Here is a 23,065-nt window from a genome sequence, read left to right on the forward strand (position 1 = left end):
GCATCTCTCTCCCCGGACCTTGCGGTCTCGTACATCGTTGGGCCCGAATGGACCATCACGATGCGTTGACCATCGCACCTTCGTCCGCCGCTCCGGTTGGATGGAGACGAAAGAATGCGATGATGGAATCACCCTCCACATAAGGGCACCCATTGATAGGGTGATTTTCGCGCATCGCGTTCGCAAGGCATTTGACCTTGCGCAAGGCTCAGTCGGCACCCGTGCCTTGATACTGGCCTTGGAGGGGAGTTCTGCGTCCGGCCCGGATCGCAGACAGATCGGGGGGCCAACGCCCGACGGGAGACATAGACATGAATGATCACGCCGTTTTTCAGGGCTTGGCGCGTGCCCTCAGCACCGGCTCGCCGCCTGTAGCCTGGCCTTTCGCGGTCTGGAAAAACCTGTTCCTGGACTGTCCGATGGCCGCGTCCGCCCATGTGCAGCAGTTCGTGGGACGCCAGATGCAGGAGCAGATCCAGCTTCTGAATGATCTCGCCAAGGAGCAGAACCCCTCGGCCGCGGTCTCGCGCGAGGCGGCCTTCCTTCAGCAATCCGCCCTTGCCTGGAGCGGCGAGATGCTGGAGGTGGCCGAGCTTGTCCAGCAGCGGCTTCTGAGCGCCACCCAGGCTGAGCAGCCGCCCTTTGCGATGCCCGTCGCGCCGCCGCCGTTCACGCGCGACGCCTGAAGCCAAGAGCACCTGAAACCAAGAACACCTGAATTCAAGCACGCCGCGACGGCCAGACCGCACTGGAACCCACTCCCGATCACGCCAAGTCTGGTGCAGATCGGGAGTGCGCTTTCCAGTGAATCGACCCATGCGCCAGAACAGGCGACGGACGGCACTGAAGCTCTGAAAGCCGCGCCCCTGTTTTCACCTCACACGCGCCGAGCGCGCATCCCGGACATTGAACCGGCACCCTTTGCGGGCGAGATTTGTTCGTTCCGAGACTTGCGAACTTGAAGTCCGCCATCACGCCGCCCGCCGCCGGCGAGCCTCCTCACCGTATGCAAAATGGGCAGATCCTGCCGTTCGCGTGTCGATGGTCACGCCTCGGGGAACCTTGAGTCCGAACACGACGCAAAATTGGTCGGACCATTTCTACCGTTGACTTCATTATAATTTGCTTTATCTCCCCGCTAAAATCAAGCAAGTGCGTGTCGTGTGGATTAAATTGGTCAGACCATTTACCCCGGCAATGGCGCCAGAAAATGGCTCCGTAGGTACCAGGTTATTGGCCGGGAGGGGCGGGGTGCGAAAGCTGTCGGACGAGATCGAGGCCTTGATCCTCGAAGGCGGACTTGAGGCCGGTGCGCGCCTGCCGTCGGAACGCAAGCTCGCCGTCGATTTCGGCGTGTCTCGCTCCCGGCTGCGCGAGGCCATCCAGCAGCTTGTCAGTCGTGGCATCCTCACCGCGCGCCAGGGCGGCGGCACCTTCGTGGCCGCGCCCGCCCCGTCGGCCGCCTCGCCTCTGGCCGGCTCTCCTCTGGACAAGGCACTTTCCCCGCTGTCGTCGCTCGCCCGCATGGAGCCGGGCTACTGGCAGGACGTGATGGAGATCCGCAAGTCGCTGGATGGCGACACCGCCTATTGCGCGGCCCTGCGCGCCGGCGACGAGGACCGGGCGCGGCTCACCGCCGCCTTCGAGCGGCTCATCAAGGCCGAGGGCGCGGACGAGGTGACCCAGGCCCGCGCTGATGCCGCATTCCACATGGCGGTGGCCGAAGCCTCCCACAATGCGGTCCTGCGCCAGGTGATGGCAGGGTTGTTCGACCTTTTGCAGCACTCCATTTCCGCCAGCCTCGAAAAGCTCTACCGCCTGCCGCGCACGGCGCACGCGCTGGAAGACCAGCATCGGCTGATCTTCGAGGCGATCATGGAGGGTCGCGCCGACGACGCGCGCAACGCTGCGCTGCGCCATCTCGATTTCGTGGAGGACAGCCTGCGGCTCATCGAAGATGCCGCGGCGCGCGAGCGACGCTCCGTGCGCGCCCTTTCCCGGGCGGCGATACAGAAGGAAGCAAGATCATGATCATCTCGTCGTCCTCCGACTACCGGGAAGCCGCCCGCCGCCGCCTGCCGCCGTTCCTGTTCCACTATATCGACGGCGGCGCCTATGCCGAAGCCACCCTGCGCCGGAACGTGGAGGACCTTTCCGATCTCGCCCTGCGCCAGCGCGTGCTGAAGAGCGTGGGCGAGGTGGACCTTTCCACCACCCTGTTCGACCAGCCCCTCTCCATGCCCGTAGGCCTCGCGCCCGTAGGCCTCACCGGCATGTATGCCCGGCGCGGCGAAGTGCAGGCGGCGCGGGCGGCCACCAAGAAGGGCATTCCCTTCACCCTCTCCACCGTCTCGGTCTGCTCCATCGAGGAGGTGCAGAGCCAGGTGGCCAAGCCCATCTGGTTCCAGCTCTACGTGCTGAAGGACCGCGGCTTCATGCAGAACGCGCTGGAGCGCGCCTGGGCGGTGGGAATCCGCACCCTGGTCTTCACGGTGGACATGCCGGTGCCCGGCGCGCGCTATCGCGACGCCCATTCGGGCATGTCCGGGCCCAACGCCGCGTTCCGGCGCATGGTGCAAGCCGTGCTGCACCCCTTCTGGGCCTATGACGTGGGCCTGATGGGCACCCCGCACGACCTCGGCAACGTCTCCGCCTATCGCAAGGAGAAGACCAGCCTTGAGGATTACGTGGGCTGGCTCGGCAACAATTTCGATCCGTCCATCGGCTGGAAGGATCTGGAATGGATCCGCGAGTTCTGGAAGGGCCCCATGATCATCAAGGGCATCCTTGATCCGGAGGACGCCCGCGACGCCGTGCGCTTCGGCGCCGACGGCATCATCGTGTCCAACCACGGTGGGCGCCAGCTCGACGGCGTGCTCTCCTCCGCCCGCGCCATGCCGGCCATCGCCGATGCGGTGAAGGGCGAGATGACGCTTCTGGCCGATTCCGGCATCCGCTCGGGGCTCGACGTGGTGCGCATGCTGGCCCAGGGCGCCGATGGCGTGCTGCTCGGCCGCGCCTTCGTGTATGCGCTGGCGGCGGCCGGCGGCGCGGGGGTGGAAAACCTGCTCGACATCATCGCCAAGGAGATGCGGGTGGCCATGACCCTCACCGGCGCCCGCGCCATCTCCGATATCTCCAGCGACAGCCTTGTGCGGGAGATCGAGCGGCCTCTGGCTCGCGCGGCGGAGTGAGGACGGGGCGGATTCTTCCCCTCTCCAACCTGCGGGGGGTGGAGAGGGGGCACCCGGTCACACATTTCTCGATTGAGGCACAGCCAGAACGACAATGCCCGGCGCGAAGCCGGGCATTGCGTGGTTTCGGAATTGGGCCCCGGGTCTCTCAGATCCCGAGCTTGGCCTTCAGGATATCGTTGAGGGCCTGCGGGTTGGCCTTGCCGCCGGAAGCCTTCATGGCCTGGCCCACGAACCAGCCCAGCATGGTGGGCTTGGCCAGCACCTGCGCCACCTTGTCCGGGTTCTTGGCGATGATCTCGTCCACCACCTTCTCGATGGCGCCGAGGTCGGTCACCTGCTTCAGGCCTCGGGCTTCCACCACGACGCGCGGGTCGCCACCCTCGGTGAAGATGATCTCGAACAGGTCCTTGGCGATCTTGGACGAGATGGTGCCTTCCGCGATCAGGTCGAGGATGGCGCCGATCTGCTGCGGGCTGACGGGCGAGGAGGTGACATCCTTGCCCTCCTTGTTCAGGCGGCCGAACAGCTCGTTGATGACGAAGTTCGCCGCCGCCTTGCCGTCGCGCTTGACGCCGCCGCCGTCCACCACCTGCTCGAAATAGGCGGCGGTCTCACGCTCAGCCACCAGCACGCCGGCATCATAGGGGCTGAGGCCGTAATCGGCGATGAAGCGGGCCTTCTTCTCGTCCGGCAGCTCGGGCAGCTTGGCCTTGAGGTCCTCCACCCATTCGGGCTTCAGCACCAGCGGCAGCAGGTCCGGATCGGGGAAGTAGCGGTAGTCGTGCGCCTCTTCCTTCGAACGCATGGAGCGCGTCTCGCCCTTGGTGGGGTCGAACAGGCGAGTCTCCTGGGAGATGGAGCCGCCATCCTCCAGGATCTCGATCTGCCGCCGCGCCTCGGTCTCGATGGCCTGGCCGATGAAGCGGATGGAATTGACGTTCTTGATCTCGCAGCGGGTGCCGAAGGGTTCGCCGGGGCGGCGCACGGAGACGTTCACGTCCGCCCGCAGATTGCCCTTCTCCATATCGCCGTCGCAGGTGCCGAGATAGCGCAGGATGGTGCGCAGCTTGGTCACATAGGCCTTCGCCTCCTCCGCCGAGCGCAGGTCGGGGCGGGAGACGATCTCCATCAGCGCCACGCCGGAGCGGTTGAGGTCCACGAAAGACTGGGTGGGCGACAGGTCGTGGATGGACTTACCGGCGTCCTGCTCCAGGTGCAGGCGCTCGATGCCGACGGGAATGCTCTCCCCGTCGGGCAGGTCCACGATAACCTCGCCCTCGCCCACCACGGGCTGCTTGTACTGGCTGATCTGGTAGCCCTGCGGAAGGTCCGGGTAGAAGTAGTTCTTCCGGTCGAACACCGAGGTCAGGTGGATCTGCGCCTTCAGGCCGAGGCCGGTGCGCACCGCCTGGGCCACGCATTCCTGGTTGATGACCGGCAGCATGCCGGGCATGGCCGCGTCCACCAGCGACACATGGTCATTGGGCGGGCCGCCGAAGGCGGTGGAGGCGCCGGAGAACAGCTTGGCGTTGGAGGCCACCTGGGCATGCACCTCCAGGCCGATCACCACTTCCCAATCGCCGGTGGCGCCGGAAATGAGCTTCTTCGTATCGGTAGGGCGAACATGTAAGGTCATGAAAGGTCCCGGGACTAGCCGCCGCGTCGGCGCGCGGGCGATCAGCGTTTCGACGTGCGTTTCTCTTAAACTCACTACTCCCCAACGGGGAGTGCGCGCAACGCTGGAGCACGCGCCGATCAGACTGCACCGCAATCTGATCGCGTAACCCATTCTCTTTGCTTAAGTTTAGAGGCCGTGCTTTGCCGCCTCGCCTCGCCGCGCGGCCGGTGCTATAGCAGGCGCGAACGAGAACCCCATCGCCTCCCATCCATGACCGTGTCGACATCCGGCGTCTCATCGCCCTCCCCCTCCGCGCCGAAGGGCCTGCGGCTCGCCGCCGTCGCCATCGTCCGCGATGAGGCGGACGTGATCGAGGCGTTCGTGCGGCACAATCTCGCGGTGGTCGACCACCTCTTCATCGAGGACGACCACAGCCGCGACGGCACCCGCGCCATCCTCGACGCCCTCGCGGCGGAAGGGCTGGCGGTGAGCGTGTTCGACGGCCCGCAGGAGGCCGCTTATTTCCAGGCGGCGCGCACCAAGGGCCTGCTGCAACGCGCCTATGCCGTGGAGCGGTGGGATTTCGCCTTCCTGCTGGACGGCGACGAATTCCTGACCACGCCGGACCGCGCCAGCCTCGAAGCGGAGCTGGCCAGCCTGCCGGACTCCCAGGCCGGCGGCCTGAGGATGTGGAACTACCTGCCCCGCCCGCTGGATGAAACCTCCGACCCCTTCAGCTTCTTCTCGGACCGTACCCAGAAGCTCACCGGATTCAGCGCCAAGGTGATGCTGCCGGCGAGCGTCGCCGCGAATGAAGAGCTGAAGATCGAGGACGGCAACCACGCCGCCTTCTGCTTCCGGCGCAAGGTGGTGGTGCATCAGTTGCAGTCGGTCGCCCTCGCCCATTTCCCGGTGCGCAGCCACGACCAGATCGTGTCCAAGACGCTGGTGGCCTATTGCCGCTGGCGCACCCGGCCGGATTACGATCCCGCCACCACGGCGCTCGGCCCAATGGGCGCCATGGCGCTCCTGCGGGCCAATCCCGGCCTCAGGCTCGACAGCCTGGACGCCATCACCGCCTGCTACATGGGCGCCACCGGCCCGGACGATACAGTGCAGCGCCCGTTCGAGCGGCTGGGCGCGCCCCGGCGCTACGATGGCCTCGCCGCCATCCGGCCCTACGACAAGGCGGCCTCGGCGGTCGACACCATCATCGCCTCCCTGACCCGTCTTGAGCCGGGTGGCGCTGCCTCCCGGCAGGCGGCGGAGAGCGGACTTGCCAAGTTCCTGTCCAAGTCCCTTGTGGGGCGCTGGCGGGCGCTGCGCGGCGGCCACACCACCCTGAAGGCGGAGTGGGACGGCACCGTCCGCCGCCTGAGCCGCTCCATCAAGAAGCGGCTGGGATAGACACCCGCACTTGGTGCGGGTGTCACGCAAGCCCGGCTGACCTCAGCCGCGCCACCACTGCTTGTCGACCGGGAAGCGGCCGGCCGCTTCCTCGATCACCTCGGCGAGGGAGAACAGGGTCTCCTCCTCGAACGGGCGGCCGATGAGCTGGAGGCCGAGGGGCAGCCCGTCCGCCGAAAGGCCGGCGGGGACGGCGATGCCGGGCAGGCCGGCCATGTTCACCGTCACGGTGAACACGTCGTTGAGATACATCTCCACCGGATCGGCCTTCAGCTTCTCGCCGATGCCGAAGGCGGGCGAAGGGGTCGCCGGGGTGAGCACCGCGTCCACGCCCTGGGCGAACACCTGATCGAAGTCGCGCTTGATCAGGCTGCGCACCTTCTGCGCGCGCAGGTAATAGGCATCGTAATAGCCGGCCGAGAGCACATAGGTGCCGATCATGATGCGGCGGCGCACCTCCGGGCCGAAGCCGGCGGCGCGGGTGTTCTCGTACATCTCCACCACGTCGCGGCCCGGCACCCGCTCGCCATAGCGCACGCCGTCATAGCGGGCGAGGTTGGAGGAGGCCTCCGCCGGCGCCACGATATAATAGGCCGGCAGGGCGTATTGGGTGTGGGGCAGCGAGATGTCGACGATCTCCGCACCCGCGTCCTTCAGGAAGCGGGCACCCTCGCGCCAGAGCGCGTCGATCTCGTCGGCCATGCCATCCATGCGGTATTCGCGCGGAATGCCGATCTTCTTGCCCTTGATGGAAGCGCCCACCGCCTCCTCATAATCCGGCACCGGCCGGTTGACGCAGGTGGAATCCTTGGGGTCGTAGCCGGCCATGGACTTCAGCAGCACCGCCGCGTCATTCACCGTGCGGGCGAACGGGCCAGCCTGGTCGAGGGACGAGGCGAAGGCCACGATGCCCCAGCGCGAGCAACGCCCATAGGTGGGCTTGATGCCCACGGTGCCAGTGAAGGCCGCCGGCTGGCGGATCGAGCCGCCGGTGTCGGTGCCGGTCGCCCCCGCGCACAGGAAGGCCGCCACCGCCGCCGCCGAGCCGCCGGACGAGCCACCGGGCACCAGCGGGGTCTCGTCGCCGTCCCGCCTCCACGGCGAGACCACCGGGCCGAACGCCGAGGTCTCGTTGGACGAGCCCATGGCGAACTCGTCATTGTTCAGCTTGCCCAGCAACACCGCCCCGTCCCGCCACAGGTGGGAGGTGACGGTGGATTCGTACTGGGGAATGAAATTATCGAGGATCTTGGCGCAGGCGGTGGTGCGCACGCCCTGCGTGGCGAACATGTCCTTGATGCCGAGGGGAATGCCCTCCAGCGGACCGGTCTCGCCCGCGGCGATGCGCCGGTCGCTCTCCTTCGCCATCTCAAGGGCGATCTCGGGCGTCTCCAGCACATAGGCGTTGAGGGGACGGGCCTGTTCCATGGCCTTCAGATAGGCCTCGGTCAGCTCGACGGAGGTGAACTCGCCCTGGGCGAGGCCTTCGCGCGCCTGGGTGAGGGTGAGCTGTGTGAGCTTGGTCATTCCACCACCTTCGGCACGGTAAAGAAGCCGCCCTCGGCGTCGGGGGCATTGGCGAGCACCTTTTCGGGGCAGTGGCCGTCGGTGACCACATCCGCGCGCATGGGCAGTTCCACGGGCACCACGCTGGTCAGGGGCTCGACGCCGGACACGTCGAGATCGGCCAGTTGCTCGACGAATTCGAGGATGGCGTTAAGCTCACTCTGAAGATGGCCGAGTTCGTCCTCGCGCACCGAAATGCGCGCAAGATGGGCCACCCGGCGGACGGTCGCCTGATCGACGGACATGATACGCTCCCAAAAGCTGACCGCCGCTATAGCAAGGGGTATGCCGCGGTGGAAGGGTTTGCGGCGAGAGGCGGGCTGGGGCGAGGAGGCGCGCACTGCCGCAGGCGCACGGATTTTCGCATCAGATGATGCTATGATTGATGTTCAAGCAGCCTGCGGGAGCACCTTTGCCATGCGGACCACCCTCGCCATCGACGACGATCTGCTCGCAAAGGCCCAGGCGCTGACAGGCATGACGGAAAAATCTGCATTGATCCGCGAAGCCCTGCAGGCACTCATCGCTCGCGAAAGCGCGCGGCGCCTGGCTCGGCTCGGAGGAAGCGAGCCGCAACTCGAACCGGTGCGCCGTCGCCGCTCTGGCGAGGCATGATTCTCGTCGATACGTCGATCTGGATCGATCATTTCCGCACAGGCGAGACGCGCCTCGCGGAACGGCTCGAAGCCGGGGAGATTCTCACCCATCCCTTCGTCATCGGCGAACTGGCGCTGGGAAATTTCCGCGACCGCAACACCATATTGGCCGCCCTTGCGGACCTGCCGAGCGCCATGGTGGCGAACGATGCGGAGGTGCTCGGGCTGATCGAGGCTGCGAGCCTGCACGGTCGCGGCATTGGCTTAGTGGATGCCCATCTCCTCGCCTCGGTGCGCCTGACGCCCGATACCCGCCTTTGGACCAGGGACCGCCGGCTCGGCGTCATCGCGGCCGAGCTGGGCCTCGACGTTTCGACCTGAAGCGGCCGTCCCCTTGAAGCGGCACGCGATCCGCATTCACCCCCGCCCCAAAATGCTCTAGCCATACGCAATGACGCACCCCACCTCCCCCGCCCCCATCGGGCCGCTGGCCGACATCGCGCCGTTGCTGCCGCCGCGCGGCACGCTGCTCGGGCTCGATCTCGGCACCAAGACCATCGGCGTCGCCTCCTGCGATCCCGATCGCCGGGTGGCCACCGTGGTGGAAACGGTGCAGCGCACCAAGTTCACCGCCGATGCCCAGCGCCTGCTGGCTCTTGCGGCAGAACGGCGGGCGGTGGGCTTCGTGCTCGGCCTGCCGCTGAACATGGATGCCTCCGAAGGCCCCCGGGCGCAGGCGAGCCGCGCCTTCGCCCGCAATCTCGCACGCCTCACGGCGCTGCCCATCGCCTTGTGGGACGAGCGCCTGTCCACCGCAGCGGTGGAGCGGGCGCTGATTTCCGCCGACGTGAGCCGCGCCCGCCGCGCCGCCGTGGTGGACCAGCACGCCGCCGCCTTCATCCTGGAAGGGGCGCTGGGCTTCCTCTCCCGCCACGTGCTCCGCCCGGCCGGGAACGAATCCGAAACCGGCCCGCTGAACTGATTCGGTCACCGCCTGTTCCCCAGCGTTCTGGTCCGGCGGCACGTTTTTCCCGTTTCGGGACAGTGGATTTCCCCGAACCGCCCGCCTAAAGGTGGGGACCCGGGCGGGCCGCGTGCCACGCGAAGGGACTAATTGCCTGCCGCCAAACGGCAGGCGCGCTATGCGTCGGCCCATGGACCTCATTTTCAGCGCGCTCGCGCCCGTCTTCCTCGTTATCGCGCTCGGCGCCGTGCTGCGGCGGATCCTGCTGAAGGATCCCGCCCATTGGGCAGCGCTGGAAAAACTCACCTATTTCGTGCTGTTCCCGGCCCTGCTGGTGGTCTCGGCGGTGAAGGCCGACCTCAGCAAGGTGAACGTGCTTGCGGTCAGCGGGGCGCTCATCGGATCAGTGGTGGTGCTCTCCGGCCTGATTCTGCTGGTTCACCGGCCGCTGATCGCGACCTTGTCGGCCGATGGGCCCGGCTTCACCTCCCTGTTTCAGGGGGCCGTGCGCTGGAACACCTATATCGTGCTGGCGGTGGCGGGCGGGCTCTATGGCCCGGAAGGCATCACCATCGCGGCGCTGGCACTGGTGGCCATGATCCCGGTGGTGAACGTGATCTGCGTGCTGGTGCTGGCGAGCTTCTCGGGCCGCCATCCGCCGACCTTCGCCTATGTGGCGGAACAGCTTGCCCGCAACCCCTATATCTGGGCCTGCGCGGCCGGGGCGGCGCTGAATGCCACTCACTTCCCCGTCCCCGGTGTGCTGCTGGAATTCGGCGACGTGCTGGGGCGCGCATCCCTGGCTTTGGGGCTGCTGGTGGTGGGCGGCGGACTGCTGCTGAACCGTCTGGCGCGGCCGCGTCCCATCGTGCTGGCGAGCCTTGCACTCAAACTGCTGGTGAAGCCTGCCATCGCGCTTGTGCTTGCGCTGGCCTTCGGCCTCTCGGGCACGGAACTGATAGTGGTGGCGATCACCGCCGCGGTTCCCTCCGCGCCCAACGGCTACGTGCTGGCCCGCCAGATGGGCGGCGACGCGCCCTTGCTGGCGGAAATCCTCACCCTGCAGATCGTCGCTGCCGCGATCACGCTGCCGCTGGTGGTGACGGTGGCGAAACTGCTGGCCTGAGCAGCCGGCGCCACGACGCGAGGGGAAAGCAAAAGGGCGACCCGAAGCCGCCCTTTAAATCGTGCCGCCAGCCGCGCTGCCTCAGCAGGGCGACCAGTAGCCGGAGCCGCCGGGACCGGTGGTGACCCAGCAGCTGCGCGGGCGCGGCTCGGGGGCCGGCTCCAGATAGACGCGGGGCGCGGGCTCGTAATAGACCGGCGGCGGCTCTTCATAATAAACGGTCGGAGGCGGGGCCGAGGCGGCGCCGGCAATGGCTGCCGCGCCCAAGATACCGAGGGCGACGCCCGCGCCCACCGCGGCGCCATTGCCGCCGCCGCAGTTCCAGCAGCCGCCCCGATAGGGACCGCCATAGCCGCGATAGGGGCCGTTGTAATAGCGGCCGCGATGCCAGTAGCCGACATCGGTGACGGAGGCGGCCTGGCCCGGCGCGAGCGCCAGCGCGCCCGTGCCGACGGCGGCGGCCTGGCCCGGCGTCGCCGCGCCGGTGACGGCCGCAGCCGCCACGGCCAGCGCCACGAGCTTCGCCCGGAGGAGAGAAGACATGACAGCAACTCCCAAACGTCGCAGGCCCTGAAGGACCCAGGACAATGAACTCTGGAACCGGCACCCCCGGTTCCATCTCAGGCTCGGCGCGACTTCGTCCCAAAGTGTGGCGCCGCGCGGGTGTTTCCGGGGAGAGTTGTGCTCGAATGGTGAACGATCCCTGAAGACCCGGCGCGGTGGCGGGGTGAGGCGGCGACCCGCTTCTGCCGAAACGCGACCGGCTCTTGCCCTGCTTCCGTTGTCCAGCTCCCTTGCCGGGCGGGCCGGGTGCGTCTATGCCTGCCGCTTGCCATGCATGCTGCTTCCGCCTTCACCCTCTCCGGCCGGGATCTTCTCGGCATCGAAGGCCTCATCGCCAGCGAGATCACAGGTCTGCTCGACCTTGCCGAGGAGTTCGTCGAACTCAACCGGCAGATCGAGAAGAAGCGCACCACGCTTCGCGGCCGCACCCAGATCAACCTGTTCTTTGAGGCCTCCACCCGCACCCAGTCTTCCTTCGAGATCGCCGGAAAGCGGCTCGGGGCGGATGTGATGAACATGTCGGTGGGCTCGTCCTCCGTGAAGAAGGGCGAGACGCTGATCGACACCGCCATCACGCTGAATGCCATGCACCCCGACATATTGGTGGTGCGGCATCATGCGTCCGGCGCGGTGGCGCTCCTGGCGCGCAAGGTGGACTGCTGCGTGGTGAATGCCGGCGACGGCGCCCACGAGCACCCCACCCAGGCGCTGCTGGACGCCCTCACCATCCGCCGCAACAAGGGCCGTATCGCCGGCCTCACCGTCGCCATCTGCGGCGACGTGCTGCATTCGCGGGTGGCGCGCTCCAACATCATCCTGCTCCACACCCTCGGCGCGAAGGTGCGGCTGGTGGCGCCCTCCACTCTGCTGCCGGCGGGCATCGAGAGCCTCGGCGTCGAGGTGTTCCGCACCATGGAAGAGGGCCTCAGGGATGCGGACATCGTGATGATGCTGCGCCTCCAGCGCGAGCGCATGGCCGGCTCCTTCATCCCCTCGGTGAAGGAATATTTCCATTATTTCGGCCTCGACGAGGCCAAGCTGCGCCATGCCGCCCCCGACGCGCTGGTGATGCATCCCGGCCCCATGAACCGGGGCGTGGAAATCGATTCGGCGGTGGCCGACGGGCCCCGCTCCCTCATCCGCGAACAGGTGGAGATGGGCGTCGCCGTGCGCATGGCCGTGCTCGACACCCTCGCCCGGAAGCTGCCCAATGCGTGACGGCCGCCTCATCTTCCGCGATCCGCGCCCGCTTTTGCTCGCCAACGCGCGGGTTATCGACCCGTCCCGGGGATCGGATTTCCACGGCGATGTCTATCTCGCCGATGGCGTCATCAAGGATGCCGGCTTCGGCATCGCCGCCTCGGGCGTGCCGGACGGAGCCGAGGTGGTGGACTGCAAGGGCGCGGTGGTGGCGCCCGGCCTTGTGGACATGTGCGCCTTCGTGGGCGAGCCCGGCGCCGAGCATCGCGAGACGCTGGCCTCCGCCAGCCACGCGGCTGCGGCCGGCGGCGTCACCACCATCATCTGCCAGCCCAACACCGATCCGGTGGTGGACGACCCGGCCATCGTCGACTTCATCCTGCGCCGGGCGCGGGATACGGCGGTGGTGCGGGTGCACCCCATGGCCGCCATCACCAAGGGCCTCAGGGGCGAGGAGATGACCGAGATCGGCCTGCTCCAGGCCGCCGGCGCCGTCGCCTTCACCGATGGCCACCGCTCGGTGGCGAGCGCCCAGGTGCTGCGCCGGACCCTGACCTACGCCCGCGATTTCGACGCCCTGCTGGTGCACCACACCGAGGATGCGAGCATGTCGCAGGGCGCCATGAACGAGGGCGCGTTTGCCGCCCGTCTCGGCCTCTCCGGCAATCCCAAGGCTGCCGAAACCATCGTGCTGGAACGCGACGTGCGCCTCGTGGCCGGAGCACGCGGGCGCTACCACGCGGCGGCGCTCACCTGCGCCGAATCGCTCGCCGTACTGGAGCGCGCCAAGGAAGCTGGCCTGCCGGTGACGGCGTCCGCCACCATCAACCACCTGTCTTTCAACGAGCTGGATATCGGCGCCTACCGCACCTATTTCCGGCTCGCTCCGCCGCTGCGCGCGGAGGACGACCGCCAAGCACTGATCCGCGCCATCGCCTCCGGCCTCATCGACGTGGTGGTCTCCGACCATCTGCCGCAGGACGTGGAAGGCAAGCGCCTGCCCTTCTCCGAGGCGGAGCCTGGCGCCATCGGCCTTGAAACCCTGCTGTCCGCCGCCCTGCGCCTGGTGCATTCGGACCAGGTGGATCTGGTGACCCTGCTGGCGGCCCTCTCTACCCGCCCGGCGGCGATCCTGGGCCTCGATGCCGGCACGCTGCGCCCCGGCGCGCCGGCGGACGTGATCGTGTTCGACCCCGGCATGCCCTATGTGCTGGAACCTTCCATGCTCAAGTCGCGCTGCCGCAACACGCCGTTCGACGAAGCCCGCCTCGACGGGCGCGTGCTGCGCACCATCGTTGCCGGGGCGACCGTGTACGAATACGTTTGATGGGCTCACGCAGCGTCGCTCACCGCGACTCGCGACGCTGCGTCGGCATCCTGTTTCGACACGCCGTCGTCAGGCTTACCGATCTCCACTGCGCGCGAAAGTGCTCTTGCTCCATGGTCCGCCTCCGAGGTCTTCATGCCTGATGCCCCGTCGTCCGCCCCGGTGCTCTTCCTGGCGCTGGCGTTGGGCTACCTGCTCGGCTCGATCCCGTTCGGGCTGCTGCTCACCCGCCTCGCCGGCACCCGCGACATCCGCTCCATCGGCTCCGGCAATATCGGCGCCACCAACGTGCTGCGCACCGGCCGCAAGGACCTCGCCGCCGCGACCTTGCTGCTCGATGCCCTGAAGGGTACGGTGGCGGTGCTGATCGCCAGCCATTTCCTCGGGGCGCCGGCCGCCATGGCGGCGGCCTTCGGTGCCTTTCTCGGCCATATCGCGCCGGTGTGGCTGCGGTTTCAGGGCGGCAAGGGCGTCGCCACCTTCTTGGGTGTCACGCTGGGCCTCGCCTGGCCGGTGGCGTTGGTGTTCGCAGTGGTGTGGCTGGCGACGGCCTACTTCACCCGCTATTCCTCGCTTGCCGCCCTTATCGCCTCGGTGGCCACTGTCGCGGCCGCCGCAGCCCTCGTGAACGACCGGCTGGCGCTCCTGCTGGCGCTCCTCGCCATCCTGCTGTGGATCAAGCACCACGCCAACATCCGCCGCCTCCTTGAGGGGAACGAGGGCAAGATCGGCGCGAAGGGCTAGGGCGCCACATGGCACGGGGCAAGACATCGGTTGGCCCCGGACCGGGCGAACTGCTTTCGTCGGAGCAGCGGCTGGACTGGCTGCGCCTCATCCGCACCGAGAATGTGGGGCCGCGCACCTTCCGCGCCCTCATCAACCAGTTCGGCGGCGCGGCCGCGGCGCTGGAAGCCCTGCCGACCCTCGCCCGGCGTGGCGGCCGGCTGCTGCCGCCGCGCATGCCCGACAAGGTGGAGGCCGAAGCGGAAATGGCCGCCCTCGCCCGCTTGGGCGCCCGGCTGGTGGCCACCGGCGAGGCGGACTATCCCATCGCCCTGCGCCAACTCGACGACGCCCCGCCGCTGATCTGTGTGAGAGGGCGCGGCGAGGTGCTGCAACGGCCCATGGTGGCCATTGTGGGCGCCCGCAACGCCTCCGCCGCCGGCCGCTCCTTCGCCGCGCGACTCGCGCGGGATCTGGCGGGCGCCGGCTGGGTGGTGGTCTCGGGCCTGGCCCGTGGCATCGACGCTTCGGCCCATGAGGCGAGCCTCGACGGCGGCACGGTGGGCGTGTTCGCCGGTGGCCTTGCCCGCCCCTATCCGCCGGAAAACCTGGGCCTCATCGAGAAAGTGGCCGCGACCGGCGCCATCGTCTCCGAAATGCCGGTCAACTGGGAGCCGCGGGCCCGCGATTTCCCCCGCCGCAACCGGCTGGTGTCGGGTATGGCGCTGGGCGTGGTGGTGGTGGAGGCGGCCGAGCGCTCGGGATCGCTGATCACCGCACGGCTCGCCGGAGAACAGGGACGCGAGGTGTTCGCCGTTCCCGGCTCCCCCCTCGACCCGCGTGCCGGCGGCACCAACCGCCTGCTGAAACAGGGCGCCACCCTGGTCACCGAAGCGGCCGACGTCATCGACGTCCTCACCCCCATGGCCGGACGGCGGGGACACGATGCCATCGAGGCGGAGGGCCCGACCATGGAGCCACCCCTGCCGGGGGAAGATGCCCGCGCGCGCATCATCGGCCTGCTCAGTCCGGCCCCGACCCTCATCGACGATCTCGTGCGCCTGTCCGGCTGCAGCGCTGCGGAGGTGCAGATCGTACTGCTGGAACTCGATCTCGCCGGCCGGCTGGACCGGCCGGGCACGGGGCGCGTGGCGCTCAAATAGATCTATTCTCGATACATCATGCCCCTCGGGCGTCAGGTCCCGCCACCACGAGGCGAGGCCCCTCTTTCCGACCCGGCGAGCGGATCGTCGGCCAGACTCTTGGCTTCGAGGCGCGCCATTTCGAGAATATAGGCCAGCGTCGTGAAGCCATGGTTTTCCGCAAGACGGGACAATTCCGTCGTGATGGTAGCGATATAGGCGGCCGTAGAGGCGGGGTCGCCCCAAGGGCGAGAGGAGGACACGTCGGTCATGGCCCGTCCATCGGCATAACGGATAGTCCTTCACGTCTTATAGATTGATTTTCATATTAAAACATACTCTAGGTTGTAAACTCTCCGGATGGGGACACCGCATCACGGCGGGGGCAGAATTTGACACGCGCCGTTCCGCTCCCCATGTTGCGGCCGCTTCCCGGTGTCGCGATCCGGCCGGCGGGGATCAGGATCGCGATGTGGAAGCCGGCAGTCCCACGGCGGAAAACGATGCGCGAACGCGGGTCGTTTCGCCGGCGAAGCCAATCCAATTGAGGCCGCGCACTGGGGCGGCGGCCCTATGAAAGACACGGTCCGTCATGCAGGTCGTCATCGTCGAATCGCCGGCTAAGGCGAAGACGATCAACAAATATCTCGGTCCCGGCTACGAGGTGATCGCCTCCTACGGCCACGTGCGCGACCTGCCCTCCAAGGACGGCTCCGTCGACCCGGATGCGGACTTCCGCATGCTGTGGGAAGTGGACCCCAAGGCGCAGAAGCGGCTGAACGAGATCGCAGCCGCGGTGAAGGGGGCCGACGGCCTCATCCTCGCCACCGACCCGGATCGCGAGGGCGAAGCCATCTCCTGGCACGTGCTGGAGGTGCTGAAGCAGAAGAAGGCGCTCAAGGGCCAGAAGGTCGAGCGCGTCGTCTTCAACGCCATCACCAAGCAGGCCGTGCTGGACGCCATGAAGGCGCCCCGGGCCATCGACGTGGCACTGGTGGACGCCTATCTCGCCCGTCGCGCGCTGGACTATCTGGTGGGCTTCACCCTCTCCCCCGTGCTGTGGCGCAAGCTGCCGGGCGCACGGTCCGCCGGGCGAGTGCAGTCGGTGGCGCTGCGCTTGGTCTGCGAGCGTGAGCGTGAGATCGAGACCTTCGTCCGTAAGGAATACTGGTCCATCCTCGCCAAACTCGCGACGCCCCGCGCCGAGGAGTTCGAGGCCCGCCTTTCGGGCGCCGACGGCAAGAAGATCACCCGCCTCTCCGTAGGCACGGCCGAGGAGGCGAAGGCCTTCCGCGCCGCGCTGGAGGCGGCGGATTTCCGCGTGCGCTCGGTGGAGGCCAAGCCCATGCGGCGCCATCCGCAGCCGCCCTTCACCACCTCCACCCTGCAGCAGGAGGCGAGCCGGAAGCTGGGCCTCGCCCCCGCCCGCACCATGCAGATCGCCCAGCGCCTCTACGAGGGCGTGGACGTGGGCGGCGAGACGGTGGGTCTCATCACCTACATGCGAACCGACGGCGTGGACATGGCGCCCGAGGCGGTGGCCGCCACCCGCAGCGCCATCGGCAAGCAGTTTGGCCCCAAGTATCTGCCCGGCGTGCCGCGCAAATACACCACCAAGGCCAAGAACGCCCAGGAGGCCCACGAGGCCATCCGCCCCACCGATCCCTCCCGCCATCCGCGCGAGGTGGCGCGCCATCTCGATGCCGAGCAGGCCAAGCTCTACGAACTCATCTGGATCCGCACCGTGGCGAGCCAGATGGAATCGGCGGAGCTGGAGCGCACCACCGCCGACATCGAGGCGAAAGCCGGGGCGCGCACCCTCGACCTCACCGCCACCGGCACCGTGGTGAAGTTCGACGGCTTCCTCACCCTCTACCGCGAGGGCAAGGACGACGAGGACGACGACGAGGAGAGCCGCCGCCTGCCGGCCATGAGCGCCAACGAGAAGCTCGACCGGCGCGACATCCTCACCGACCAGCACTTCACCGAGCCGCCGCCGCGCTATTCGGAAGCCTCGCTGGTGAAGCGCATGGAGGAGTTGGGCATCGGCCGCCCCTCCACCTATGCCGCCGTGCTCGCGGTGCTTCGCGACCGCGAATATGTGAAGCTTGAGAAGAAACGCCTGGTGCCCGAGGACAAGGGCCGGCTGGTCACCGCCTTCCTCGAAAGCTTCTTCAAGCGCTACGTGGAATACGACTTCACCGCCGATCTCGAAGAGAAGCTGGACGAGGTCTCCGCCGCCGAACTCGACTGGAAGGACGTGCTGCGCGCCTTCTGGCAGGACTTCCACACCGCCGTGGAGGCCACCAAGGACCTGCGTGTCTCCCAGGTGCTCGACGCCTTGGACGAGATGCTCACCGCCCACATCTTCCCGCCCACGGAAGATGGCACCGACCCGCGCCTGTGCCCCACCTGCGGCAACGGACGGTTGTCGCTGAAGATGGGCAAGTTCGGCGCCTTCATCGGCTGCTCCAACTATCCCGAGTGCCGCCACACCCGCCCCCTCACCGGCGATGGCGCCCCAGAGGGCGATGGCAAGCGCGAGCTGGGCATCGACCCGGAGAGCGGCGAGGAAGTGACCATCCGCGCCGGGCGCTTCGGCACCTATCTCCAGCTCGGCGAGGGCAAGGACGGGGAGAAGCCCAAGCGCTCCTCCCTGCCCAAGGGCCTTGCCCCGGCGGACGTGGACCTGGAAACCGCGCTGAAGCTACTGGCCCTGCCGCGCGAGGTGGGCAAGCATCCTGAGGACGGCGAGCCCATCCTCGCGGGCATCGGGCGCTATGGTCCCTATGTGCAGCACGGGCGCACCTACGCCAACATCGAGGACGGCGACGACATTCTCGCCATTGGCCTCAACCGGGCGGTGGTACTGATCGCCGAGAAGCAGTCCAAGGGCCGCGGCGGTCGCGGGGCGGCGACGCCGGGGCGCACCCTGGGCGATCACCCCACCCACGGCGGGCCGATCACGGTGCGGCCGGGGCGCTTCGGGCCTTATGTGAACCACGGCAAGGTCAACGCCACCCTGCCCAAGTCCGTGGACCCGGAAGCCCTCACCCTCGCCGAAGCGGTGACGCTCATCGACGCCAAGGCGGCCCTGTCGCCCTCAAAGGCGAAGGCGCCCCGCAAGACGGCCTCCAAGGCGGCCGCATCCGGAGAGGATGCTCCGGCCAAAACGACCGCAAAGCCGGCGGCGAAAAAGCCGGCGGCCAAATCCGCCGCCAAGAAGCCCGCCGCGAAGAAGACGACGAAAGCCGCCAGCAAGGGGCCGAAGGCGGCCGAATAGGCCGCGCTCCGCCTGTGCCGTAAACTGAAAGGGCGAGCGCACCGGGCTCCGGCAAGCTCGCCCTTTCTTCTCATCAGGCGGACCGCTGTCCGGCCGTCCGCCTGGCTACCGATTGCGCGATCAGATGGCTCAGGCCGCAGCCGACTCTGGCTTGCCCTCGGGCGCATCCTCGGGGTTCTCGCCACGCCCCTTCGGGATCTCCATATCCTCCGGAACAGGCGCGGCCGGGTCGGTCACCGGGTCGGCCACCGGGTCGGCCGCCACCTGGCGGTGCGCGAGGTTATGGATGAAGCCCAGCTTCGCGATCACGCCGGGACCGAGGATGAACGGATAGGCATCCGACATGCCGAGGCAGCGGTTGAGATTGTTGAGCGCGAAGGCGATTGGTAGCCAGGAATCCACCATCTGCTGCACCGGGCAGGCCTGATAGGGATTGAAATCCACCTGGGCGCCCAGCTCACCGGTGTTGTCGAGGCCCGGATGCACCTCGACACCGAATGCCGCCGCCATCTCCAGCGTATCCACGATGTGGATGTAATGCTTGAAGGTCTCCGCAAAGTCTTCCCACGGATGTGCGGTAGCGTAGGCCGAGACAAAATTCATCTGCCAGTCGGCCGGTGGGGTAGAAGCGTAATAGGCTTTCAGCGCCTCCCCGTAATCGGCGGTCTCATCTCCGAACACCGCGCGAAACGCATTGAGCCGACCGGCATCACGCACCAGTCGGTTCCAGTAGTAATGGCCCACCTCATGGCGGAAATGCCCGAGCACGGTGCGGTACAACTCGCCCAGCACGTTCTTGCGCTGCTCTCGCTCCGCATCGTCCGCCTCGACGAGGGCGATGGTGATCAGCCCCTCGTCATGCCCGGTCATCACGTTCGGCGTCTGGTCATCCGGCGTATCGGCGAGAAAATCGAAGCACAGGCCACCCTCGCGGTCCTGGTTGTTTTCCAGCGGAAGGTTGAGGCGCAACAGCGAATAGACCAGCCGATGCTTCGCCACTTCCATCTTGCGCCATTTGCGCAGGTTTTCCGGAACCGTCAGGTCCGGAACCGTGCGATTGTGGCGGCAGGCGAGGCAATATTCCTCTTCCTGATCTGCCGGAAGCAGCCAGTTGCAAGCATCGTGGGCCGCATTGGCGCAGAACTTGAAACGTGCCTCCTGATGACCGACCGAACGGTAGGCGTCGCCATCCGCTTCGAGGGGGGTGATCTCGTTGGCTTCGGGGATATAGCCGAGTTCATGGCCGCACTTCTCGCAGCGGCGGTTCTCGAAGTAGAGAAGCTGGTCGCAAACGGCGCAGCGGAACAAACGCATCATCATCTCCCAACGGCGGTCGCGGTGCTTCGGGCACACGTTCTGTGCAGCCGGCGCCGAGAGAACCTCCTGACGCATCAGTGGTTCCCATTCCGCACCAGCGGTGTGTCAATTTCTCACGTCCTGAATTGAAGTCCATGGCCACGTGGGCGCGACGGGGCAAAGTCCCCCGTTGTTACCGCCGGAGGGGCACGATGTCCGGGGCGGATGCGGAGCGCGTGACGCCGTCCCCGGCTGAAGGCATGATTATCCCATGAGCACGACACACCTCTTCTCCATCGGCTACGAGCAGAGCACGCCATCCGCCTTCCAGGCCGCGCTGGACGAGGCCAAGGTCGAGCTTCTGGTGGACGTGCGGGCGGTGGCGGCCTCCCGACGGCCGGGCTTTTCCAAGACGGCGTTGGCGGCGGGCATCGCCGAGCATGGCGTCGCCTATGTGCATCTGCGGGCGCTGGGCACCCCCAAGGAGGGCCGGCTCGCCGCGCGCGGCGGCGACCATGACGCCCTCATGCGCATCTACGACGCCCACCTCGCCACCGCTCCGGCGCAGGCCGCGCTTGAGGAACTGACGTCCCTCGCCAAGGGCCGGCGCATCTGCCTGCTGTGCTACGAGCGGCACGTGGAGGGCTGCCACCGCCTGCGGCTGGCGCAATGGATGTGCGAGCGCCTGGACATCGGCGCCACCCACCTCATACCGGCTCCGTTCTGACCACCTGCTCGTCGCGCAAGGCCGCCCGCGCCTGGGCGAGGAGCTGCGGCGTATCCACATCGAGAAAGGCGCCGGCGCCGGTGATGGCCACTTCCGCCACCGCATCCTGGTTGGCGGCGAGGATGTGCCGCGCGCCCACGTCGCCCTCCAGCGCGCCGAGATCGGCGAAATAGCGCCGCGACCACAGCACGGGATGGCCCCGCTGCCCGTCCTCCACCGGAACGCAGATGAGCCGCCCCTCGTCGGGCGCATGGGCGGAGATCAGCCGGTCGATAACATCCGCGCCAAGGAGCGGCATGTCGCCGAGCACCACCAGCGCCCCCGCCGCCGTCTCAGGCACGGCGGAGATGCCGGCCCGCAGCGACGAGGCCATGCCGCTCGCGTGATCGGGATTGTGCGCGAAGCTCACGTCGAGGCCGTCGAGCGCGGCAGCAATACGCCCGCGCTCATGCCCGGTCACGACGATGACCGGCCGCGCCCGCGAGGCCAGCGCCGCCTCGACCACCCGGCGGATCACCGGCACGCCGCCCACTTCCTCCATCAGCTTGTTGATGCCCTGCCCCATGCGCGCGCTGCGCCCGGCGGCGAGGATGACGGCGGCGAAGCCCTGCCCCGCATCGCCCTCCGCCCTGGGATGGGGCCGGACGGCAATGTCGGACAACAGCCCGCCCGCCCCGAGACGGGCGATGTCGCGGGCGGTCACCTCAAGGCCAGCGAGGAGGCGCATGAGCACGAAATCGAAGCCGTTCTCCTTCGGGCTGCGGGCGCAGCCGGGCGCGCCCAGCACCGGCATGGCGCCGAGCCGGCCGAGCATCAGCAGGTTGCCGGGATCCACCGGCATGCCGAGCCGCACCACCTCTCCCCCGGCGGCGACCACGGCGGCGGGGATCACATCGTTGCGGTCCGCGATGGCCGAGGCGCCGAAGACGATGACAAGCTCCGCCCCCTCCTGCGCCGCGCGCCCGAGGGCCTGCGCCAGCGCCGCCGTATCGTGGGCGACGGTGTCGGCAGAAACCATCTCGGCGCCGGTGGGCGCGAGGCGGGCGCGGGTGACCGCGAGGGTCTTGGCCACCACCTTGTCGGCGAAGCCCGGCAGCAGGGTGGAAATGACCGCCACGCGCTTCAACCGGAACGGGGCAACCGCCAGCAGCCCATTCGAGGTCCGCCGCGCCGCGTCCACGAGGCTGGCGGGCACGGCATAGGGGATGATCTTCACCGTCCCCACCATGTCCCCCGCCGCCACCGGCGTAAAATCGCGCAGAGTGGCAAGCGTAATGGCTTCGTCTACGTCATTGAAGGCGTCGAGCGCCGCTTCCGACACCCGCAGCACGCCCGCCGCGGCGGCGAACAGATTGGCACGGCCGGTGAAGGCCGCATCCGCCCGCACGTGGGGACCGGCCACCGCTTCCGCCAGAAGCCGGGCGGCGGCGTCTTCCGCCATGTCGCCCGGTTCCATGCGCGCCGCCACCACCTCGCGGAAGCCGGCGGCTTCGAGCCGCGCGATTTCCAGCGGACCGAGTCGCGTGCCCTTCTTGATGGCACCGCCATCGAGCCGCACCGAATGGGCGGCGATGGCGCCTTCAGCCTCTGACAAGGGCAGGGAGCCGAACTTCACGCCGCAACTCCTTCCGCATGGGCCACGCCGGAGCGCAGGGCGCGGATCACCTCGGCCAGCACCGCCACGGCGATCTCGGCGGGGCTGGCGGCGCCGATGTCGATGCCGATGGGCGCATGGATGCGTCCGATGAGGTCCGGCGAAAGCCCCGCCGCCTGAAGCCGCTCCACCCGCCGGGCATGGGTGCGGCGCGAGCCCAGCGCGCCGACGTAGAAACAGCCCACCTTCAGCCCAGCGACCAGCGCCGGTTCGTCCACCTTCGGGTCATGGGTCAAGGCGACCAGGGCGGTGAAGGGGTCGAGGCCATAGGCCGGCAAGGCCACCTCCGGCCATTCCGCGATCACCGGCACGTCGCCGAAGCGCTCGGGCGTGGCAAAGGCAGTGCGCGGGTCGATGATGGTCAGGTCGAAGCCGGCAAGACGCGCCATGGGTGCCAGCGCCTGAGAGATATGCACCGCGCCGATGACAAGCATGCGCGGCGGCGGCACTTCCACCGCGAGAAAGGCCCGCCTTTCCCCCTCCCCCACCAGACGGCTGCGCCGGAGGGCGAGCGCCTCATGGATAGAGCCGGCGAGCGGATCGGCATCCACCTGATCGCTCCCAACCAGGCGCTGGGCGCCGCTCGCCAGCTCCGTCACCACCACGCAGGCCCGGCGCGCGGCGCGTTCCGCATTGAGGGCCGCCAGAAGCTCAAGGCGCATGGGTGGGCATCCT

General features: G+C 68.0%; 22 protein-coding genes. 14 read left to right on the forward strand and 8 right to left on the reverse strand.

Features of this window, described 5'->3' with window-relative positions:
- Window positions 1-311 precede the first annotated feature (311 nt).
- From FBQ73_RS00435 to lldD, 3 genes are all read left to right on the forward strand, one after another.
- The gene (locus FBQ73_RS00435) at window positions 312-686 is read left to right on the forward strand and encodes a hypothetical protein (RefSeq protein WP_138397560.1); all 375 of its coding nucleotides are present in this window, start codon (window positions 312-314) and stop codon (window positions 684-686) included.
- Between the two features lie 565 nt (window positions 687-1,251).
- Complete coding sequence (locus tag FBQ73_RS00440) at window positions 1,252-2,031, forward strand: FCD domain-containing protein (RefSeq protein ID WP_138397561.1); 780 nt, start codon at window positions 1,252-1,254, stop codon at window positions 2,029-2,031.
- Window positions 2,028-3,194, forward strand: a complete 1,167-nt coding sequence (lldD, locus tag FBQ73_RS00445; protein ID WP_138397562.1) for an FMN-dependent L-lactate dehydrogenase LldD — start codon at window positions 2,028-2,030, stop codon at window positions 3,192-3,194. Before FBQ73_RS00440 ends, lldD begins: the two co-directional genes overlap by 4 nt.
- Before the next feature lie 148 nt (window positions 3,195-3,342).
- On the opposite strand, the gene gatB is transcribed toward lldD, so the two are convergent.
- Window positions 3,343-4,833, reverse strand: a complete 1,491-nt coding sequence (gatB, locus tag FBQ73_RS00450) for an Asp-tRNA(Asn)/Glu-tRNA(Gln) amidotransferase subunit GatB (RefSeq protein WP_138397563.1) — start codon at window positions 4,831-4,833, stop codon at window positions 3,343-3,345.
- Between the two features lie 252 nt (window positions 4,834-5,085).
- On the opposite strand from gatB, the gene FBQ73_RS00455 reads away from it, so the two are divergent.
- Window positions 5,086-6,222: a glycosyltransferase family 2 protein gene (locus tag FBQ73_RS00455; protein ID WP_138397564.1), complete on the forward strand. Its 1,137-nt coding sequence runs from the start codon at window positions 5,086-5,088 to the stop codon at window positions 6,220-6,222.
- A 42-nt stretch (window positions 6,223-6,264) separates the two neighbouring features.
- Here FBQ73_RS00455 and gatA read toward each other — a convergent pair whose 3' ends face one another.
- Both gatA and gatC read right to left on the reverse strand, forming a co-directional pair.
- Window positions 6,265-7,749, reverse strand: a complete 1,485-nt coding sequence (gene gatA, locus FBQ73_RS00460) for an Asp-tRNA(Asn)/Glu-tRNA(Gln) amidotransferase subunit GatA (RefSeq protein WP_138397565.1) — start codon at window positions 7,747-7,749, stop codon at window positions 6,265-6,267.
- Entirely contained in the window at window positions 7,746-8,033 is a 288-nt protein-coding gene (gene gatC / locus FBQ73_RS00465; RefSeq protein ID WP_138397566.1) for an Asp-tRNA(Asn)/Glu-tRNA(Gln) amidotransferase subunit GatC, read from the reverse strand. Before gatC ends, gatA begins: the two co-directional genes overlap by 4 nt.
- Window positions 8,034-8,205: 172 nt before the next feature.
- Between gatC and FBQ73_RS00470 the strand changes: the two genes are divergently transcribed.
- The 4 genes from FBQ73_RS00470 to FBQ73_RS00485 all read left to right on the forward strand — a co-directional run bounded on the left by FBQ73_RS00470 (window position 8,206) and on the right by FBQ73_RS00485 (window position 10,474).
- Window positions 8,206-8,403, forward strand: coding sequence for a type II toxin-antitoxin system VapB family antitoxin (locus FBQ73_RS00470; RefSeq protein WP_138397567.1), 198 nt, complete (start codon window positions 8,206-8,208; stop codon window positions 8,401-8,403).
- Window positions 8,400-8,765, forward strand: a complete 366-nt coding sequence (locus FBQ73_RS00475) for a type II toxin-antitoxin system VapC family toxin (RefSeq protein WP_138397568.1) — start codon at window positions 8,400-8,402, stop codon at window positions 8,763-8,765. The genes FBQ73_RS00470 and FBQ73_RS00475 overlap by 4 nt, the downstream gene beginning before the upstream one ends.
- A gap of 70 nt (window positions 8,766-8,835) precedes the next feature.
- A complete protein-coding gene (gene ruvX, locus FBQ73_RS00480; RefSeq protein WP_138397569.1) occupies window positions 8,836-9,366 on the forward strand; it encodes a Holliday junction resolvase RuvX in 531 nt (176 codons plus the stop codon).
- 172 nt (window positions 9,367-9,538) lie between these two features.
- Window positions 9,539-10,474, forward strand: coding sequence for an AEC family transporter (locus FBQ73_RS00485; protein WP_170218685.1), 936 nt, complete (start codon window positions 9,539-9,541; stop codon window positions 10,472-10,474).
- An 81-nt stretch (window positions 10,475-10,555) separates the two neighbouring features.
- Here the strand turns inward: FBQ73_RS00485 and FBQ73_RS00490 are convergent, their stop codons facing one another.
- Entirely contained in the window at window positions 10,556-11,017 is a 462-nt protein-coding gene (locus FBQ73_RS00490; protein ID WP_138397571.1) for a hypothetical protein, read from the reverse strand.
- A gap of 291 nt (window positions 11,018-11,308) precedes the next feature.
- Between FBQ73_RS00490 and FBQ73_RS00495 the strand changes: the two genes are divergently transcribed.
- The 4 genes from FBQ73_RS00495 to dprA all read left to right on the forward strand — a co-directional run bounded on the left by FBQ73_RS00495 (window position 11,309) and on the right by dprA (window position 15,451).
- Window positions 11,309-12,256, forward strand: coding sequence for an aspartate carbamoyltransferase catalytic subunit (locus tag FBQ73_RS00495; RefSeq protein WP_138397572.1), 948 nt, complete (start codon window positions 11,309-11,311; stop codon window positions 12,254-12,256).
- A complete protein-coding gene (locus FBQ73_RS00500) occupies window positions 12,249-13,565 on the forward strand; it encodes a dihydroorotase (RefSeq protein WP_138397573.1) in 1,317 nt (438 codons plus the stop codon). The genes FBQ73_RS00495 and FBQ73_RS00500 overlap by 8 nt, the downstream gene beginning before the upstream one ends.
- 135 nt (window positions 13,566-13,700) lie before the next feature.
- Complete coding sequence (gene plsY, locus FBQ73_RS00505) at window positions 13,701-14,309, forward strand: glycerol-3-phosphate 1-O-acyltransferase PlsY (RefSeq protein ID WP_138397574.1); 609 nt, start codon at window positions 13,701-13,703, stop codon at window positions 14,307-14,309.
- An 8-nt stretch (window positions 14,310-14,317) separates the two neighbouring features.
- Window positions 14,318-15,451 carry a DNA-processing protein DprA gene (dprA, locus tag FBQ73_RS00510; protein WP_138397575.1) on the forward strand — a complete coding sequence of 378 codons (1,134 nt, stop codon included), beginning with the start codon at window positions 14,318-14,320 and terminating at the stop codon, window positions 15,449-15,451.
- Between the two features lie 32 nt (window positions 15,452-15,483).
- On the opposite strand, the gene FBQ73_RS00515 is transcribed toward dprA, so the two are convergent.
- Window positions 15,484-15,702 carry a hypothetical protein gene (locus FBQ73_RS00515; RefSeq protein WP_138397576.1) on the reverse strand — a complete coding sequence of 73 codons (219 nt, stop codon included), beginning with the start codon at window positions 15,700-15,702 and terminating at the stop codon, window positions 15,484-15,486.
- A 320-nt stretch (window positions 15,703-16,022) separates the two neighbouring features.
- Between FBQ73_RS00515 and topA the strand changes: the two genes are divergently transcribed.
- Window positions 16,023-18,713, forward strand: a complete 2,691-nt coding sequence (gene topA / locus FBQ73_RS00520; RefSeq protein ID WP_138397577.1) for a type I DNA topoisomerase — start codon at window positions 16,023-16,025, stop codon at window positions 18,711-18,713.
- Between the two features lie 129 nt (window positions 18,714-18,842).
- On the opposite strand, the gene FBQ73_RS00525 is transcribed toward topA, so the two are convergent.
- Window positions 18,843-20,027 carry a zinc-binding metallopeptidase family protein gene (locus FBQ73_RS00525; RefSeq protein ID WP_138397668.1) on the reverse strand — a complete coding sequence of 395 codons (1,185 nt, stop codon included), beginning with the start codon at window positions 20,025-20,027 and terminating at the stop codon, window positions 18,843-18,845.
- 253 nt (window positions 20,028-20,280) lie between these two features.
- Here FBQ73_RS00525 and FBQ73_RS00530 point away from each other — a divergent pair, with 253 nt between their 5' ends.
- Window positions 20,281-20,736, forward strand: coding sequence for a DUF488 domain-containing protein (locus FBQ73_RS00530; RefSeq protein WP_138397578.1), 456 nt, complete (start codon window positions 20,281-20,283; stop codon window positions 20,734-20,736).
- On the opposite strand, the gene FBQ73_RS00535 is transcribed toward FBQ73_RS00530, so the two are convergent.
- Together FBQ73_RS00535 and FBQ73_RS00540 are read right to left on the reverse strand one after the other, a co-directional pair.
- Window positions 20,717-22,351 carry an NTP transferase domain-containing protein gene (locus FBQ73_RS00535; RefSeq protein ID WP_138397579.1) on the reverse strand — a complete coding sequence of 545 codons (1,635 nt, stop codon included), beginning with the start codon at window positions 22,349-22,351 and terminating at the stop codon, window positions 20,717-20,719. The genes FBQ73_RS00530 and FBQ73_RS00535 overlap by 20 nt on opposite strands.
- Complete coding sequence (locus FBQ73_RS00540) at window positions 22,348-23,052, reverse strand: XdhC family protein (RefSeq protein ID WP_138397580.1); 705 nt, start codon at window positions 23,050-23,052, stop codon at window positions 22,348-22,350. Before FBQ73_RS00540 ends, FBQ73_RS00535 begins: the two co-directional genes overlap by 4 nt.
- Window positions 23,053-23,065: the final 13 nt, after the last annotated feature.

The sequence above is a fragment of the Xanthobacter autotrophicus genome (genome assembly GCF_005871085.1).
GTDB classification, from domain to species: Bacteria; Pseudomonadota; Alphaproteobacteria; order Rhizobiales; family Xanthobacteraceae; genus Xanthobacter; species Xanthobacter autotrophicus.